The 17678-nt window shown below is 41.8% G+C and carries 18 protein-coding genes; 3 read left to right on the top strand and 15 right to left on the bottom strand.

What is annotated here, in order from left to right:
- Positions 1-115: 115 nt before the first annotated feature.
- The 5 genes from HBHAL_RS04250 to HBHAL_RS04230 all read right to left on the bottom strand — a co-directional run bounded on the left by HBHAL_RS04250 (position 116) and on the right by HBHAL_RS04230 (position 4106).
- Positions 116-526, bottom strand: a complete 411-nt coding sequence (locus HBHAL_RS04250) for a Fur family transcriptional regulator (protein ID WP_014642120.1) — start codon at positions 524-526, stop codon at positions 116-118.
- Positions 526-1380, bottom strand: a complete 855-nt coding sequence (locus tag HBHAL_RS04245; RefSeq protein WP_014642119.1) for a metal ABC transporter permease — start codon at positions 1378-1380, stop codon at positions 526-528. Before HBHAL_RS04245 ends, HBHAL_RS04250 begins: the two co-directional genes overlap by 1 nt.
- Positions 1377-2159, bottom strand: a complete 783-nt coding sequence (locus tag HBHAL_RS04240) for a metal ABC transporter ATP-binding protein (RefSeq protein WP_014642118.1) — start codon at positions 2157-2159, stop codon at positions 1377-1379. Before HBHAL_RS04240 ends, HBHAL_RS04245 begins: the two co-directional genes overlap by 4 nt.
- Positions 2160-2516: 357 nt before the next feature.
- Positions 2517-3209: an amino acid ABC transporter permease gene (locus tag HBHAL_RS04235; protein WP_014642117.1), complete on the bottom strand. Its 693-nt coding sequence runs from the start codon at positions 3207-3209 to the stop codon at positions 2517-2519.
- A 9-nt stretch (positions 3210-3218) separates the two neighbouring features.
- Positions 3219-4106, bottom strand: coding sequence for a transporter substrate-binding domain-containing protein (locus tag HBHAL_RS04230; protein ID WP_014642116.1), 888 nt, complete (start codon positions 4104-4106; stop codon positions 3219-3221).
- A gap of 276 nt (positions 4107-4382) precedes the next feature.
- Between HBHAL_RS04230 and HBHAL_RS04225 the strand changes: the two genes are divergently transcribed.
- The gene (locus tag HBHAL_RS04225) at positions 4383-6296 is read left to right on the top strand and encodes a heavy metal translocating P-type ATPase (RefSeq protein ID WP_014642115.1); all 1914 of its coding nucleotides are present in this window, start codon (positions 4383-4385) and stop codon (positions 6294-6296) included.
- Between the two features lie 55 nt (positions 6297-6351).
- Here HBHAL_RS04225 and HBHAL_RS04220 read toward each other — a convergent pair whose 3' ends face one another.
- Genes HBHAL_RS04220 through HBHAL_RS04210 form a run of 3 tightly spaced genes read right to left on the bottom strand, consistent with a single transcriptional unit; the run spans position 6352 to position 8008 of the window.
- Positions 6352-7182: a YihY/virulence factor BrkB family protein gene (locus HBHAL_RS04220; RefSeq protein ID WP_014642114.1), complete on the bottom strand. Its 831-nt coding sequence runs from the start codon at positions 7180-7182 to the stop codon at positions 6352-6354.
- 19 nt (positions 7183-7201) lie between these two features.
- Positions 7202-7531 (bottom strand): hypothetical protein, encoded by a 330-nt coding sequence (locus HBHAL_RS04215; RefSeq protein ID WP_014642113.1) that lies wholly within the window; start codon positions 7529-7531, stop codon positions 7202-7204.
- Between the two features lie 12 nt (positions 7532-7543).
- Positions 7544-8008, bottom strand: coding sequence for a low molecular weight protein-tyrosine-phosphatase (locus HBHAL_RS04210; protein ID WP_014642112.1), 465 nt, complete (start codon positions 8006-8008; stop codon positions 7544-7546).
- Positions 8009-8229: 221 nt separating this feature from the next.
- On the opposite strand from HBHAL_RS04210, the gene HBHAL_RS04205 reads away from it, so the two are divergent.
- The gene (locus HBHAL_RS04205) at positions 8230-9618 is read left to right on the top strand and encodes an alanine/glycine:cation symporter family protein (RefSeq protein WP_014642111.1); all 1389 of its coding nucleotides are present in this window, start codon (positions 8230-8232) and stop codon (positions 9616-9618) included.
- Positions 9619-9815: 197 nt separating this feature from the next.
- Positions 9816-10511, top strand: coding sequence for a CPBP family intramembrane glutamic endopeptidase (locus tag HBHAL_RS04200; RefSeq protein ID WP_014642110.1), 696 nt, complete (start codon positions 9816-9818; stop codon positions 10509-10511).
- Between the two features lie 1061 nt (positions 10512-11572).
- On the opposite strand, the gene HBHAL_RS04195 is transcribed toward HBHAL_RS04200, so the two are convergent.
- The 7 genes from HBHAL_RS04195 to HBHAL_RS04165 all read right to left on the bottom strand — a co-directional run bounded on the left by HBHAL_RS04195 (position 11573) and on the right by HBHAL_RS04165 (position 17678).
- Complete coding sequence (locus HBHAL_RS04195; RefSeq protein ID WP_014642108.1) at positions 11573-13393, bottom strand: sensor domain-containing protein; 1821 nt, start codon at positions 13391-13393, stop codon at positions 11573-11575.
- 85 nt (positions 13394-13478) lie between these two features.
- The gene (locus HBHAL_RS04190) at positions 13479-14144 is read right to left on the bottom strand and encodes an SOS response-associated peptidase (protein ID WP_014642107.1); all 666 of its coding nucleotides are present in this window, start codon (positions 14142-14144) and stop codon (positions 13479-13481) included.
- Positions 14145-14264: 120 nt separating this feature from the next.
- Positions 14265-14903 carry a TetR/AcrR family transcriptional regulator gene (locus HBHAL_RS04185; protein WP_051005625.1) on the bottom strand — a complete coding sequence of 213 codons (639 nt, stop codon included), beginning with the start codon at positions 14901-14903 and terminating at the stop codon, positions 14265-14267.
- A gap of 54 nt (positions 14904-14957) precedes the next feature.
- Positions 14958-15971 carry an ABC transporter permease gene (locus HBHAL_RS04180; RefSeq protein ID WP_014642105.1) on the bottom strand — a complete coding sequence of 338 codons (1014 nt, stop codon included), beginning with the start codon at positions 15969-15971 and terminating at the stop codon, positions 14958-14960.
- Positions 15968-16690 carry an ABC transporter ATP-binding protein gene (locus tag HBHAL_RS04175; protein ID WP_014642104.1) on the bottom strand — a complete coding sequence of 241 codons (723 nt, stop codon included), beginning with the start codon at positions 16688-16690 and terminating at the stop codon, positions 15968-15970. Before HBHAL_RS04175 ends, HBHAL_RS04180 begins: the two co-directional genes overlap by 4 nt.
- A gap of 137 nt (positions 16691-16827) precedes the next feature.
- Positions 16828-17199 (bottom strand): DnaJ family domain-containing protein, encoded by a 372-nt coding sequence (locus HBHAL_RS04170; RefSeq protein WP_014642103.1) that lies wholly within the window; start codon positions 17197-17199, stop codon positions 16828-16830.
- A 14-nt stretch (positions 17200-17213) separates the two neighbouring features.
- The gene (locus HBHAL_RS04165; protein WP_014642102.1) at positions 17214-17678 is read right to left on the bottom strand and encodes a nucleoside deaminase; all 465 of its coding nucleotides are present in this window, start codon (positions 17676-17678) and stop codon (positions 17214-17216) included.

Raw genomic sequence — 17678 nt, 5'->3', positions numbered from 1 at the left:
CCCTCCTCTTCCATTCCAACAAGATTATATCGTAATGATTACTCCTTGTAAATAGTAACCATTACTTTTTGAAATCTTTTAAAAGGAAGTCTGCGATGCCTCGCACCGCAGACTCTTAATGGCATTGAGGACATTTACCGTAGATTTCAAACTTATGATTTTCAATGTCGTAGCCTTTTAAATTTTCATTAATGCTGTTCATCGGACAGAATTCAATAGACTTCGTTTTTCCGCATGTCGTACATATAAAATGATGGTGATGGCCATGGGTCTCACACCCCAGCCGAAAGTGTTTCTCTCCACCAAGCTCTGTCGCCTCCAGAATTTCCTCTTCGGTAAGCAGGTAAAGATTCCGGTAAATCGTATCATAACTGACCCCAGGGAAATCTTCCTGTATGGTTTTTAAAATATCCTTTGCAGCAATATACTGATCCTGCTGGACAAATATCTCGACAATCCGTTCTCTTTGCTTCGTACGTTTATAACCTTTTTCTTTCAAACGCTGTAAAGCCGTCTCGACATTCATTATACTTCACCCTTTATCCATTGTTGGGTTCTAACCTTTTTGAAAAGAATCGTCATCACAAGAATAATTACGGCAACCATAACAATTGTTCCGCCTGGAGGCACACTCAAGTGATAAGATGAAAACAAACCGATCAATACGGAGGTCTCACCAAATGCAATCGATAATCCAATTGTCTGCTTAAAGCTCCTCGCCAGGCGTAACGCAGAAGCCACTGGAAGTGTCATCAGGGCAGAAACGAGCAAGATACCTACCACCTGCATGGAAGCGGCTATAACGAGCGCTACCATAACGATAAATAAAAGATGGATCCAACGGCCGTTCACACCGGAAATCGAGGCCTGCTCTTCATCAAAGGATAATACAAACAGTTCTTTATAAAATAGTATAACAATAGCAATAACCATGATGGTAATAATGAGCACGGTCCACATGCTTGTTCGATCGACAGCCGTTACACTTCCAAATAGATAGCTGAACAGATCGGTATTAAATCCGTCTGCGAGTGATATGAGGATAACCCCAAGACCTATTCCGCCTGAAAGGATGATTGGAATAGCGAGTTCTTCATAATGCTTATAAAGTTTTCGGAGCCTTTCAATTAAAATAGCGCCGCCAACCGAAAAGACCATTCCCATATAGACAGGATTCCAGTCATTAATACCTGTTACCTTCTTCTCGAGCAGCAGGCTTGCTGCGATCCCGGTCAACGTAATATGAGATAAAGCATCGGCAATCAGCGAAAGGCGTCTTACAACAATGAATACTCCGAGAAGAGGGGCTACAATCCCGATCAGTATTCCGGTGATGGCTGCGTTCTGGAGAAATTCATACTGAAAAAAACTTTCAATCATGATGGATTCACCTCGTCATGGTCGTGATTGTGAGTTAGCTGCTGGACAGAATGACCATACAGACGATTAAGATCTTCATCATTGAATTCTTTATACTCTTCCGTATTTCCGTGGAAATGAACGGTTTTATTCATACATACTACATGGGTGGCGTGCTGTGTAATGGTTCCGATATCGTGCGTTACCATTAGCAGGGTGATCCCCTGTTCTTTATTTAACCGGCCCAGCAGATCATAGAATTCCGTGACGTGCTTAGCGTCCACCCCTACCGTTGGCTCGTCTAAAATAAGGAGAGAAGGATCACTGACCAGAGCGCGTGCTATAAATACCCGCTGCTGCTGCCCTCCTGACAATTCCCCAATATTGGAATGAGCATAATCTTCCATTTCAACTGTACGCAAAGCCTTCAACGCTTTATCTTTATGCGTTTTATTAAAAAATTTAAATGTTCCAATTCTTGAAACCAATCCAGCTTTTACAACTTCCAGTACTGTGGCCGGAAAACCAGAATTAAAACTGTTGGCCTTTTGGGACACGAAACCAATTTCCTGCCAGTTACTGAAATTTTTAATTGGACGATCGTAAAGAGTAATAGAACCCCGGTCCGGTTTCGCAAGTCCCAGCATGAGCTTTATTAACGTTGATTTCCCTGAACCATTAGGACCTACCAGTCCCAGGAACTGTCCCTGTCTAATAGTCAAATTCACATCTTTTACGACCCATTCTCTTTCGTATTTAAAAGAGACCTGATCCATTTCTACAATAGGATGATTATTCATATTAATCCCTCTCAAAAAAATACTAATGATTACGATTTAAATTATATAAGAGACGGTGCTGTAAGTAAATGAGAGGGCAAAACCCTTTCCAAACACCTAATTCATAATGGTTACGATTTAAATCGCAATTTTCATCATAAAACAATACAGCTTTTCACGCAACACTTATCTATTAGTAAGCCCAATTATCTCAGTGGTGGTGATTGGTGTATAAACTTTCTTTTTTACTTACCTTTGTAATGAATCGTGATAGGACGAGTTCAGCCCGGTTCTCCTATTACGCGATCCAAAAGCACTGGGACGGTTCTGCAATAATAAAACCGCCAGAGAAATGTTTCTTCCGGCGGTTTGTAGGAACTATAAGTGTCTGTTGTATCGCTTTTCCAAATAATCCTGTAAAGCAGAAAACAGCATCGTCAGCGGCCAGTAAACTAAAGCCGCGGTGATATACATCGTTAACGAATCAATCGTCCGTCCTGCCGCAATTTGAGCTTTATTTAAGATTTCCGGTACAGAAATCATAGCTGCAAGCGACGTCGCTTTCAATAGATCCAGAAATACGTTACCAAGGGGCGGAATAGCAATTCTGGTCGCCTGAGGCATAATGATCCGCCGGATGGTCTTCCAATAGGAGAAACCTAGCGCCCTGGCGGATTCCCATTGCCCGTAAGAAACACTATTTAAGGAAGAACGGTTGATTTCTGCAATATAAGCAGCACTGTTTGTACCAAAACCTATAATAGCGGCCATAATGGCAGAAAACTCAATACCAATAAGCGGAAATCCATAATACAACACAAATAAGTAAACGAGAATAGGCGTCCCACGCATAAATGAGATATATAAGCGGGCAGGCCATCTAAACCAGATCCGATCCGCTCCCCTGGCAAGAGCGAGAAAAAAACCAATAACCAGCCCTATGGCCATGCCTATCACTGAAATAAGCAGAGTGAGCGGGACCCCTTCTAAAATGAAGGGAAGATTGTTCCAGGCGGCTTCCGTATCAAAAAGCTGGTCTAATTTAACCTCATCAATTTGAATGCCTAACATAATAAACCCTTACAAGTCGATGCCTTCAAGCTCACGGACATCTTTTTCAGGTTTCTTGGAAGCATCCTTCCCTCCGAAGAATTCTTTTGAAATTTCAGTAAGCGTACCGTCTTCTCTCATCTCTTGAAGCGTGGCATCAACTTTCTCTTTCAGCGTCTGAGCGTCTTTAGGCATCACGATCGCTGAAGTAGTTGGGTGGAACTGAAGATCAGGATGCAGCTGTACTTCAATCTCTGGAAGAGCTTTTAAGGCCAGCGTCTGCAAGTAATAATCGTTAATGATGAAATCTGTACGACCATTCGCTACATCACGAAGGTACACATCATTGGCCACATTTCCGTAACTTTTAGTTTCTGCACCAAAATGCTTGGCAATATCAGAGTACACCGTGGTAGCTCCTCCGCCGTGCAGCTTACCTTCCAAATCATCCAGTGTTTCAATTCCAGAAAGATCAGATTCACGGACGACCATTGTAGAATAAGAATACTTATAAGGTTCACTGAATGCGAATTTCTCTTTACGATCCTCTGTCGGCTGGAAATCGTTAATAACCATGTCCACGCGACCACTATTAATGGAGGATAATAGCGCATCTACCCCGTATTCTTTAAATGAAAGCTCAAGATCCAGCCGTTTCGCTACCTCACGCATAATTTCAATATCATAGCCCGTCAGTTCGTCTGAACCTTCCGGATAGTAAGAGGCCGGAAATAATGTTCCTGCTGTACCGACTACCATTTTTCCTTCTTCTTTGATCTCGCTCCATTTTTCTCCAGAGGCTTCCTGGCTGGAGTTGTTATCTTCACTGCTTTCACTGTTCTCATTTCCACTTGAGCCACAAGCGGCAAGTAGCACAGAAAGCGTAAGCATAAGTATAGTTAATAGTCCTTTACGCATTTGTGGATATCCACCTTTCTAAAATTGTTTACGCACCTATTAAATATAGCAATACATGTGCCTTAATATCAACCAGCTTGCTCGGTTATTGATTTCCTACATTGTCAAAAAATAGTGCTTGTTCTGCACTTGACTACGCACGATTTAGTGGTATATTAATAATATATATCAGATTATAATTATTTTAATTTAAAATGCTTATAATTCTAAGAAATCCTGTTTTGCAACTAGTTGTTTATGATAATCGTTATCAATTATATTAAGGAGTTGAGAATTATGTCCTCTGAATCCAGCTCATTTCCTATCCAGAGCCATTTCATTCGCCCATCTTGGAAATTCATGAAAACACACGCAGAGCTGCTGGCCGCATTACTAAGCGGAGTCCTAGTCTTAACCGCGTGGCTGTTATCCAGTTCCATTTCTGAAAGTGTTTTTGTTTTTCTTCATCTCGCTGCTTTCGTGATCGGCGGATTTGCTAAAGCCAAAGAAGGACTCGAAGACACCATACATGAAAAAGAACTAAACGTTGAACTGCTCATGATTTTAGCTGCCATTGGTTCTGCTGCTATCGGCTATTGGACAGAAGGAGCCATTCTCATTTTCATCTTTGCGTTAAGTGGAGCCCTCGAAACGTACACGTTAAATAAAAGCCAGAAAGAAATCTCTTCCTTAATGGATCTGCAGCCCGAAGTAGCCCTGAAGGTGACGGAAGAGGGATACGAAGTCGTATCCGTAACCGATCTCTACGTGAACGATCGTATTTTAATAAAACCAGGTGAACGCATCCCGGCTGATGGAACGATCATTAAAGGCTCAAGTGCGATAAATGAAAGTGCCATCACTGGAGAGTCGCTCCCTGTAACAAAGGGCATTGATAAAGAAGTATTCGCAGGCACCGTTAATTTAAATGGGAGTTTAACTGTTGAAGTAACCAAGAAATCAACAGACACGCTATTCCAGAAAATTATACTCATGGTTCAATCCGCACAAAGCGAGAAATCCCCTTCTCAGCTTTTTATTGAGCGTTTTGAAAGTACTTATGTGAAAATTGTACTTGGTGTAGTCGCGGTAATGTTATTCCTGCCCCATTTTTTATTTGGCTGGAGCTGGATGGATACGATTTACAGAGCCATGATCCTGCTTGTAGTGGCCTCTCCCTGCGCTTTAGTAGCTTCCATAATGCCGGCTACATTGTCCGCCATTTCAAACGGCGCACGTCACGGGCTGCTTTTTAAAGGCGGTGTACATCTGGAGAACCTGGCTCATCTGAATGCGATTGCGTTTGATAAGACAGGAACGTTGACGAATGGAACACCTGAGGTAACCGATGCGTTATATGCAGAAGAAGAAAATAAAGAGATGATCCTTTCTATTGCAGCTTCCATCGAACAGGAATCGAACCACCCTATTGCCCAGGCTATCGTCCGGTATGCTTCACAGGAGGAAGTGCCTTTAAGCTCGGTGGAACACATGCAGGATATAAGCGGAAACGGTGTAAAAGCGTTTCATGAAGGAAATGAATGGAAAGTAGGAAAACCTGAATTTGTAGGAAAAGAGGAAGCCTATCTATTTCAGAATGGGATTGCTAAAACATTAGCGAAACAAGGTAAAACCGTTATTTTTGTAAAAAAGAATAACGAAATTGCAGCTGTTTTTGCTATGAAGGATACAGTTAGAGAGGATACAAAAAAGGCGATAGAAGAATTAAAGAAACAAGGTGTTTATACCATTATGCTGACAGGGGATAACTCAGCCACTGCTCAAGCTATTGCGTCAGAAGCCGGAGTCGACCACTATATTGCCGAACTGCTCCCTGAGAAAAAAGTAGATGAAATTAAAAAACTAAAAGCTCACTTCACGCAGGTAGCTATGGTAGGCGACGGAATTAATGATGCTCCAGCCCTTGCTACAGCAAACGTGGGTGTGGCTATGGGAGGAGGCACGGATGTAGCTCTTGAAACGTCGGATGTTGTTTTAATAAAAAACGACCTTTCACGGATTTCCCAGGCAAGAAAATTGTCTTCACGCATGAATCGCATTATTAAGCAGAATGTGGTCTTCTCCATAACCATAATCATGCTGCTGATTATCAGCAATTTCCTTCAGGTTATTGACCTTCCCCTTGGTGTAGTTGGACACGAAGGAAGTACCATTTTAGTTATTCTAAATGGTCTGCGTTTATTAAAATAAACAAACATTCCCGGCTCACCTATGGGTCCGGGAATGTTTGTTTTTTTATTTTGGTTTAGGAATATTTCTTATCTCTTCGACGCCGGCGGAAGATAGCATTGATTTCGCCGCCTAAAATAATGACGATGCCGGACAGGTAAAACCAGATCATTAAGACAATGACCCCGCCCAAACTTCCATAAGCAGCTGAAAAGTTCCCCAGACTGCTTACATAAAAGGAAAACAGTAAGGAAACCAGCTGCCACCCGACAGTTGCAAAAACGGCACCGGCCACTGCGTCCCTGTATTTCAAACGGAGACTTGGAGCGGTTACATATAAAAAGGATAATACAATGAAAAAGATGATAGACGAAATGGCCCATCGAAGCATTCCCCAGGCCTCAATAAAGCTTTCTGATAAGCCAAAAGTAGAAAAGATGAAAACTCCGGCCGTATGTCCAAGAACCGGCAATAAAAAGGCAATACAAATAACGAGAACCATAGCAATAGTTAAAATAATCGCTATAAACCTTGTTACAAGAAAAGGCCGGTTTTCTTCTACATTATGGGCGCGGTTAAAAGCACGTATGATGGCACTCACACCGACAGAGGCTGCCCACAATGTACCGAGGATACCTACAGATAAGAGACTTCCGCTACCGCTCTTCAACAGGGAAGTCACATTTTCTGTAATCAGGTCAAAGGTTTCAGGAGGAGCGTAAGTACTAATTATAGCGAGAACACGTTCTTCATCAATATTTAAATAACCAAGCAACGTAAGCAGGAAAATCATAAATGGGAATAATGATAACAGGAAAAAGTAAGCAAGCTGAGCTGCCAGCCCCGCAACATCATCATCTCTAAAACGGGTCAGCAGCTCTTTTCCAAATGTTAAAACGCTATTCATGATTTTCCATCACCCTAACTTAAGAAGCTTCTTTTGGATCATCTACTGCTTTCAATTGCTGTTCAACTTCTTGATTGATCTCTCCTACTCTATTCAGTATGTCCTCTGCTTTATTCAATATTTCAATTAAATCTTCTAATCCTTTGCTTACCCGTTTAGAAAATTGTTCATAATTTACCCTTACCGAATGGATAGCGTCTGATGGATTGGTCACGTAACCCTTATACTTCGTGCCGGCTTCTCGTGATCTCACACCTACGTACTGCCTTGTATCCTTGTCAATTAGTACAAGAGCTCCACCGACCAAAGCTCCGATCCATACACCTTTCCATAACTTTTGCTGTCCCATAACGACTCCTCCTTATAATTGGTTATCTTTTTTTATTTGTTCAAGTAAGCGGGAGCAACCTTCACTCACCAGTTCGTACACATATTGGAAATTACCGGTAAAATAAGGATCCGGCACATCTGCTTCTTCGTGAGATGTATAATCCAACAATTTAGCTATGGTCACTCCATTTTTCTCGCGGATAGAATGAAGATCCTGAATGTTTTTACTGTCCATAGCAATAAGATAATCATAATCGTCCCAGTCCGCTTCTGCAACTTGTCGAGCTCTCATTCCTTCATAGGAAATTGAATGCTCGTCTAAGATAGCTCTTGTCCCTTCATGAGGAATGGAGCCTTCATGCCAGTGACCTATCCCGGCGGAATCAACTGAAATTTCTTTTTCCAGTCCTTCCTTTTTAACTAAGTCTTTAAATATGGCTTCAGCCATAGGAGATCGGCATATATTGCCTAAACAAACAAAAAGTACACGGATCATTTCCAAAGCCCCCAAGTATAGTATTTCATGTTTAATAATTTCTATGAATCCTGTTCAATTCCTGCATTAAATCGACAACTATAGTGGATAATTTCCCCCAAGTTGTGATTGTAAACCAAGATTTATCCCCCCTAAATTTGAAAATTCCTTGACTTTTATACATAATTTTCGGAATATTTTATATATAGACATAATTTGCTAAAAATTGAAGGGGGATATTCATGGAGGAACAAGGAGTATTATACAACTTTTTTGATGCAGCAAGCGCGATTGTATGGGGACCAGTTTTATTAATTCTGTTGGTTGGTACCGGTGTATACTTAACTCTAAGGCTAGGGTTTCTGCAATTTAAGACTCTTCCTTACGCTTTAAAGCTGGCTTTTAAACCAGCTAAGGAAAAGAAAAATGAAAAAGGAGACATTTCTCATTACCAGGCATTAACCACGGCACTTGCCGCGACAATTGGGACTGGTAACATCGCAGGGGTAGCAACAGCCGTGTTCCTCGGTGGACCTGGAGCAGTGTTCTGGATGTGGATTACCGCCGTGTTCGGGATGGCTACTAAATATGCCGAAGCCGTTCTCGCCGTTAAATACCGGATTACCGACCAAAATGGAAACATGGCAGGCGGACCCATGTATTACTTGTCCAGAGGACTGAAAACGAAATGGCTCGGGAAACCTCTGGGGGTCTTATTCGCCATATTTGGAGCCGTAGCTGCTTTTGGAATTGGCAACATGGTTCAATCGAACTCGGTATCTGATGTGATGGAAACAAGCTTCAGCGTGCCCCATTGGGTAACTGGACTCATTTTATTATTCTTTGCCGGACTTGTTCTATTAGGTGGGATCCGCAGTATCGGAAGAGTAACAGCTTTCTTTGTTCCTATCATGGCTGTTTTTTATATTGTTGGTGCTCTTATTATTATCGTTATGAACTTGAATCTGGTACTGCCAGCCTTCGGCACGATTTTCAATGATGCTTTCACCGGCAGTGCGGTTGGCGGTGGTCTTCTTGGAACAGCCATTCGTTTTGGTGTGGCGCGCGGAGTTTTCTCCAATGAAGCCGGTTTAGGATCGGCTCCTATTGCGGCCGCAGCAGCACGTACAGATTACGCCGGACGTCAGGCACTAGTTTCCATGACCCAGGTATTTATTGATACTATCGTTGTATGTACGATGACCGGATTGACCATTGTTATGGCCGGGCAGTACAAAGGTCAGCTGGATGGAGCCGATCTTACAACCGCTTCGTTCGGTGTCTTCCTAGGTGATGTTGGTTCTTATATCGTGACGATCGGCTTAGTTTTCTTTGCTTTCTCCACTATTGTAGGCTGGTCCTATTATGGGGAGAAATGTTTCGGCTACCTAACCGGCCAGCGAGGATTAGGATTATACAAGATTGTATTTGTATTATTCGTATTTGTCGGAGCCGTCGCCCAGCTTGATACGGTTTGGAAGTTTGCAGACGTGATGAACGGGCTGATGGCCTTTCCAAACTTAATTGGCTTACTGCTTCTATCGGGAGTAGTGGGGGCTGAAACAACCAAGTTCCTTAAAGTGGCGAAGAAAGAACGCGAGCAGGAAAAACAAGCACAATACACCAATTAAACAAAAAGCAGGTCCGGAGTTATGCCGGCCTGCTTTTTTATATGTAAAACTTCGCTGTTGATTTGTCATAGGCGCTTCTTCCACTATCGGGCCGGATTGTTGAAGACTTAGTTTTGAGATAAGTTGGGAAGGTGTTTTTCCATATTAATGAAACCTTTGTTGTACGAACACGTATAACAATGTAATGGGGTGACAATGTGGAAAGGTTAAATGATAAAGAAAGCTTATTTATGTTTTTGTATTGCATAGTGACCGCGGTTTCCTTTTACACAGTAACTGAATTAGTAGGAATCGATACTTCACCCGCGTTTCATTACAACACGTATGTAAAGGAAATAATCGTCGCGCTCGTTCCTCTGATGATAACCTTATTATTTCCCGTCATTCGTAAAATGTTTCTAAATTCATTTGTATTAACTTCATTATCGTTGAAAATGACTTGGGTCTACATAATTGGATTCTTACTTATTCAATACCTAATTATGAAAATCACCTATGATTATGAAATATTGATTTCTAACAGTTGGCGTATATTTTACAATTTGGAAATCCCATACATCACTCATTTTCAATATCCCATTCTGGGTTTTACATTGTACGTAATAGCAAGAGTTTTGGTAGTCCCTATTATTGAAGAGTTTTTTTACAGAGTATTCTTGATTGCTTTCTTCAGTAAATGGGTGAACACTTGGATAGCTGTTATTTTACAAATGCTTATTTTTACGGTAAACCATCCGTTCTCTCCCTTTTCCGCAGGGGTTTTCGGATTATTACTTGGCATTCTATACGTCAGGACTAAATCAATCATACCTGGATTGCTTCTTCATTCGTTATGGAACCTCTACAGCGCTTTAGTTATGAATTTCGATTTATGGTTTATTCCAAGATGGTAGATAGATTCCATATACCATCACCTCAAAGTCATTATTCTAAAGAACCCCCCTATTGTCAGGTCCTTTCTTTATACATCTATCAACACGAATCATTAACATAGCCTTATAATAAAGGCTATGTTAATGATTCGTGTTGATTTTAAGGATAAGCTCCCTTTTCTGTAATACTCAGTTTCGAGATAACTCGGGTCCGTTGCCAAAAAATGGTGAGGGCGACTACGGAAACAACTCGCTTCCTACGGCCCTACAAGACGTAGGGTCGATCGATGTTGCCACAGGACGTGGCGATTTTAGTCGATCCTCCTTTAACAATAAGCCTCCTCAGTCGTTAACACTCCTTGTGGGGTCTCCCCTAGCTCCTTCTCCCGTTCTTACACTCAGGATAGGTGTAGTCATAAACCAATGCCTAAACGGCGTGGAGTGCTATCCAGCTCCAGGCTAGTTTCGGTGCCTAGCCTCTCGAGGTCTTAAGTCCAACCATGACAGGAAGAAGAGCCCTTCCTGTCATGGTCGTTCTTAAGCTTGTCGATGCTGGACAGGGCACCTCCACATTTGAACGTCCAGTCCATACGACGCTGACCAAGGTGCTTCCGCTTTTAACACCTGGGAGTCTCGTCGTTTCCTTCGCCACCCTAACGATATCTAGTGAACGGACCATCCTATAGGAGACAGGAGCTATACTGCATCTGCCTCAAATGCTTCTATTATAGGGTCTCTACGCGTAATCAACCGTTAAAATTCAGGGAGAAAGATAGATGATCCTTGTTCATTAGAAGGAGATTTTGCAGAGATTTTCGAGCTCTTCATAATGCAAAGGGGCGGAAGGGAACGGCGAAGACTCCTGTGGGATAAACATGATCGGTAAGATCCCGGAAGGCGAAGCCTGAGGAAGCTTACCACATGCCCACGGAAAGCGAGCCGTTCCCTGGAGCCCCTTTCTCCACACGATATCTCGAAACTGAGTCTTACAGTAACTGGCCCTTTTGCGTAATAAGCCTCTTATGAAAAATCAACAACAAACTTTAACAGAGTCAAAACAAAGGAAATTTTAAAGGCTTTTATTAGGAGTAGGTCTGCTTTTTGACCAGCAGCTTTTCCATCTCGTGAGGAGGCAGTGGTTTACTGAAATGATAACCTTGATAGTAAGCACACTCATTTTCTTTTAAGAAATCCAGCACTTCCTGATCCTCTATTCCTTCTGCTACAACTTCCAATTTGAAAGCCTCGGCCAGCTGAATCATCGCTTTGACCATTTCCGCGTCACTCGGGTCGGTCAGTACTCCTTTAATAAAAGCCCGGTCAATCTTCAAATAGTGAATAGGAAACTGGCGAAGATAACTTAGCGATGAGTACCCTGTCCCAAAGTCATCAATCGATAAGGATACCCCGATTGATTTAAGGTCCTGCATGGTTTGAAGACATTGTTCCGTATTCCTCATAACACTATTTTCCGTTACTTCAATTTCTAAGTACTGAGGATCCATCCTGCTTTCAACTAAAATCTGCTTTACATTTTCCGTGAAATCATGTCTTTGAATCTCATTTGCCGATACGTTCACAGCCATTCGTTCCGGGGCATAACCCTGCTCAATCCACTCCTGATTCTGCCTGCAGGCTTCTTTCAATACCCATTCATCCAGCTGGTTTATCAATCCTGTTTCTTCAGCAACTGGGATAAATTCTGCAGGAGATATCAACCCTTGCTCCGGATGCTTCCACCTTACTAAAGCCTCCATTCCGCTTATATAACCCGTTCGAACGTCCACTTTAGGCTGATAGTGCAAATAGAGTTCATTCTGGGTAAGAGCCTGACGCAAATCCCCTTCCAACGTAATTACTTTTTCGTAATGCTTGTTCATATTAGGCAGATAAAACAATAAATTATGCCGGCCATTTTGTTTACAGAAATGCATGGCAACATCTGCGCTAGTTAGCAATCGGGCTGCTGAAGATCCATCCTTAGGACATTGCGCTGCCCCAAGGCTTGCGGTAATAAAAAACTGTCTGCCCAGCAAGTTGATGGGATGTCGGATATTTTGTAAAATCTCTTTCCCAAGTCTCACAATCTCAGACTGCGTATGCATCCCCATCAAGCAAATGACAAACTCATCTCCCCCTAAACGATACAGCTGATCTTTTACAGAAAGCGAACGTTGTATCCTCTCAGCCACCAATAGCAGCACCTGGTCGCCAGCTATATGTCCCATCGTATCATTGACATACTTGAATCGATCCAGGTTACAAAAAATGATTGTAAACGGACTTCCGGCACTGGTGGAATTTCTAAGATCTTTTTGAAGCCTGTTTCGGTTAGGAAGATTGGTTAAATGATCATGAGAAGCCATGTGTTCAAGCCTCTGCTCTGCTTCCTCATAAGAAGTTACCTCAACTGCACTCCCGATAATCTCAATTACTCTTCCATTTTCCTCTACAGGAGAGAGTGTAGTCTCGAAATACCTTCCTTTATATAGATGCTTATAAGATATCGTCTGTCCGGAAAACGCCAGGGCATATTTTTGGCGAAAGAAAGCAGCCTGTTCGTACGTAAACAGTTCTTCTAAACTCTTTCCTTTAACCAAAGCGGTAGTCAACCCTATATCTTTCGCCAATTTCCCCTCAAACAGATCATAGCAGAACGATTGACCTTCCTTCTTTTTCACTTTAAATACTACATTCACAATAGCTTCAAGTGTACGCGAGAAATCCAGTATTTGAAGAACCCGACTCGCTTCCAATTCTTCATATTCCTTTATGTATGGGAACGTAATATTCTTCACTTCTTCCAAAAGACTGAAGGAAGCAGGGTCTCCCGTCCTTGAGGCAAGCTGATTACAAATATGGGTGATTCTCTCTAAATCGATCTGGGTATTTTTATTCACCACATTTTATATCTCCTCATATAACAACGCTTAATAGGTAAAGTATACCTGAATAAATCGAATATAAAAAGATAATATTACCACATGATCAGACTAAAGGCTTGATGCATTCATCACCTTCATGCTGGGCAGCATTCACGTAATCACTCACCTCGTAAGCTTTCAATTCTTCCACATCGATTTCCTGCACAAAATCATGAGCTTCTTCAGGCGTCCATTTAAAGGGTTCAATCCATTTTTCCTGTGCCTGCTTCGATAGGATCACCGGCATTCTGTGGTGAATATCCGCCATAAAACGGTCCGCTTCCTGAGTTAGTATGGTACATGTAAAGCGTTCCTCTTCATCCGTTTTCCATTGATCCCAAAGGCCCGCAAATGCAAATAGTTCGCGATTTTCCGGGTAAATACGGAGAGGCTGTTTTCCATTTTCAGTTTTTTTCCACTCATAAAAGCTGTCTGCGATAATCAGACATCTTTTCTTAGCCATTAAATGCTTGAAACTTGGCTTTTCGTGAGCCGTTTCACTCCGGGCATTAATCATCTTATAACCAATCTTAGGATCTTTCGCCCACGAAGGTACCAGTCCCCAATACATAAAGCCCGCTTTCTTTTCCTTACCATTATGAATAACAGCGAGCACCTTCTGGCCAGGCGCAATATTGTATCTCGGCTGATAATCTTCAATTGAATGAGCAATTCCAAATTCCTCTGCTATTTGAGCTTCTTGAGAAAATAAAGTGTACCTTCCACACATTTCTAATCCCTCCAGTTCCGTTTCTTCTTATTATACCCAGAGCTGATTCTTGTTTAACCAGTGAACCACCCGGACCAATAAAAGGTCCAGCAGATTTTTGCTGGACCTTTCGTGGAAACGTTATTTTCCTCCTAATCCATACATAATAAAATGAATGGTTCGATCTAATTCCTCTTCGTCCTCCCATTCGCTTTCAGGAGCAAGAAGAAAGCGGGTCACCAGGAAGCCGACAACCGTAGAAATAATCATCCGGATAATCGAACGATTAGGGAAATCGATCACGCTCCCCTGCTCTTTCAATTCATTTAATGCACGTTCAAATTTAGGAAAAACTTCCTCAAGAAATACAGATTCGTAACGGGATTGAAGTTCAGGCTGAAAAGCGATTTCCTGTAATACAATCTTTAATAAGGGAGCATTCTCCCTAGCAAATTCAAACCTATTCTTAATAATTTTCTTAAGGAATGGTTCTAGACCTTCCGGAGGTTCGTCAAAAACTTCTTTTGTAAAGTGACTCGCTAATAAGGGAACAGTAAATTGGGTCATAAAAGGGGTCACAATAGAAAATAATAAATCTTTTTTTGTTTTATAATGACGGAAAATTGTCCCTTCAGCCACTCCGGCTCTTGCTGCTATTTCGCTGGTAGACGAAGAAGCATATCCTTTTTCCGCAAATATTTCCACGGCTGCTTTTAGTATTTGTTCCTGCTTAGGTGTTAACCCCTTTCCATCCTGGGCTTCATTTATTGCATTATAAATTTCTCCAAATTCACTCACGTGAGTCCTCCTCGCTTCTCAGGCTCTCTAGTACCATTATAGACGTCTGTGCCGCTTTAACGCGAATATATTGAGAAGGGTAAAGAGAACAACGAAACCGATTAGTATATACATAGAGAGCTGAAACTCTGCGAGACCTTCGTCACGCAGCATGATCCCCCTTAGTGCCTCCGCTCCATATGTGAGCGGCATAATCCGGCCTATAGCCTGCAGCCAGACGGCAAGTCCTTCAATTGGAAAAAGTCCAGAAAAGAAAACCTGAGGGACAATTACAAGAGGAATGAATTGAATCATTTGAAATTCATTTTTGGCAAATGCAGAAAGGAGCGTTCCCAGACTAAGGGCAGTAAGAGCTAATAAAAAGGTAATTAACAGTACGTACATCAGCGAACCAGTCATATAAACCTCCAACACATATATGGAAAAAACGGCAATTAAAATGGATTGCAGAATCGTAAACAAACCGAAGCCTCCTAGATAGCCAAAGACGACCTCACTACGTTTAATCGGGGATGCTAACAAGCGTTCCAATGTTCCTTGAGTCCGCTCTCTAAGGAAAGATACACCACCTACAATAAACACAAAAAAGAAAACGAAGAAACCAATTAGTACGGGGCCGATGTAATCAAACAGTTCCATATCTTCCGAACCATGCCAGAAACTTACATTCATTTCTTTAGTTGGATCATTTGGCGCAGCTGCCTGCAGCTCATTTCTTATAGCACCGGCTGTATTAGGATCGCTTCCTTCTAATATCAAATAAGGTTTTTGCTCTTTCCACTGAAGGAATGCATCAATCGCCCCATCATCTATTTCCTTCTCCGCCTTTGCCAAACTCATGGAAGTCAACTGGAGTTCCGATTCCTCTAGCGTTTCCTGGAAAGGCTCCGGGACATCCACAAGTGCCACATTAAGCGTTTTACTATCCCCATCGAGTACAAGCCACATCAACGTAAGTACAAAGATCGGAGCTACAATCATTAACGCCATACTTCTTTTATCCCGGCGAAACTGCTTTAGTATTCGTTTCATTAACGTCCACGTATTCATTGAGCAGCACCTCCATAATGCAGAAATACTTCTTCGATGGTTGAAGCACCAATCCCCTCTTTTAAATGTTCAGGGGAATCTACGGCAATAACCTTTCCATCACGCAGCATCGCCAGACGATCACACTTTTCTGCTTCATCCATAACATGAGTGGTGACAATGATGGTTACACCACTTTCTTTTAACCGGTATAATTCCTGCCATATTGATTGTCTTAGTACAGGATCAATTCCTACCGTCGGTTCATCCAGAATAATGATTTCCGGTTCATGAATAAGTGCGGCTGCAAGAGAAAGTCTCCTTTTCATACCACCCGAATAGGTTTCGACCGGCTGGTCAAGATGTTTCGTTAAATCCACCATATCCATAACCTCCTGAATACGATGTTTCCTTTTTGATTTAGATAATTTATACAATGAACCAAAAAAGTCCAAGTTTTCTCTTGCTGTTAACTCTTGATATAAAGCGTCCGATTGAGCCATGAATCCGTATCTCTTCATTTGTTTAAGTGAGGGCATCAATTCATTATTTAAATACACTTCGCCCTCCCCAGGTGACAGAATCCCTGTCATCATTTTCACGATAGTTGTTTTTCCGGATCCTGAAGGACCTAAAAGCCCAAAGATCTCACCTTTTTTAATGGAAAGATTAATATCCTGAAGAATGATGGTCTTTCCGAACTTATGTGAAATATTGTTCATTTGTACAATAAAACTCATATGTCCGCCTCCTTTTTTATGTTGCGAGTGATTACTCACTTTTATTAAACACCAGTATTATGAAAAAGTAAAGTGAGTAATCACTCATTAAAAATAATAATAGCCCAATAAAAAAACACAGTCCTTAAACTGTGTTTTCAGAATCCAAAGTTCCTGTGGATTTTATGACTATATTGACGGTAGGCTCCTGATTGGTTAACCTTCCTCTTTTCCATCATTAGATCAAATCGGATTCTCTTCTCGGATAACTCTTTTTTATAACGCTCTGCTCGTTCTGGGTCCTTGATTTCTGCAAGAAGTTCTTCCAACTGTACTATTTCTTTTTTTAACTGCATTTCCTCAGGAAGCATATGAGCATTTTTTAATATACGGTATCCATTTCTGAGCTCGGCGGGAACGTAAGCGAGATCATCTTTTGGTAAAGGCTTCCCCTTACCCGGAAGGTCCTCAAAATCTCCAAGTTCCATAGACTGCTTGATTTTTTCTTCGATAATATGACCAAAATCCACAGCTTCGCCTCCCCTTATTCGGATTCAGACGTTTTCCTGGAATACAAATCCATCGCATCCAAATCAGAATTTTGTACTGGTTCATGAATAAAATTTATTTCTCTTGAGTCCTTAGGTTTTGTCAACTCTTCATACACCTTACCCGATAATGACAATCCTGCTCGGGAAGCTTCTTCAACAGTTTGAGCAAAATGAATTTCTTTAATACCGGCGAAGTAAGCAGCGGTCAGACACATGGGACACGGTTCGCCACTTGCATACAGAGTACAGTCGCTTAAATCTGTCGTCCGTAGATGTTCCTGAGCTTTTCGTATAGCTACTAGTTCTGCATGCGCGCTTACATCCGGCTTTATATGCAGTTCATTAACCCCTTCGGCTATCGCTTCTCCATCTTTAACGAGTACTGCTCCAAAAGGATGCCCGCCTTCTCTCACGTTCGTTACGGCAAGCTTTAATGCTTTTTCCATCCATTCGTTCAC

Origin of the sequence: Halobacillus halophilus DSM 2266 (genome assembly GCF_000284515.1) — a bacterium.
In the GTDB taxonomy this organism is placed as follows: Bacteria; Bacillota; Bacilli; order Bacillales; family Halobacillaceae; genus Halobacillus; species Halobacillus halophilus.
The sequence above is the reverse complement of the archived record's forward strand: the minus strand, read 5'-3'. Positions and strand labels throughout refer to the sequence as shown.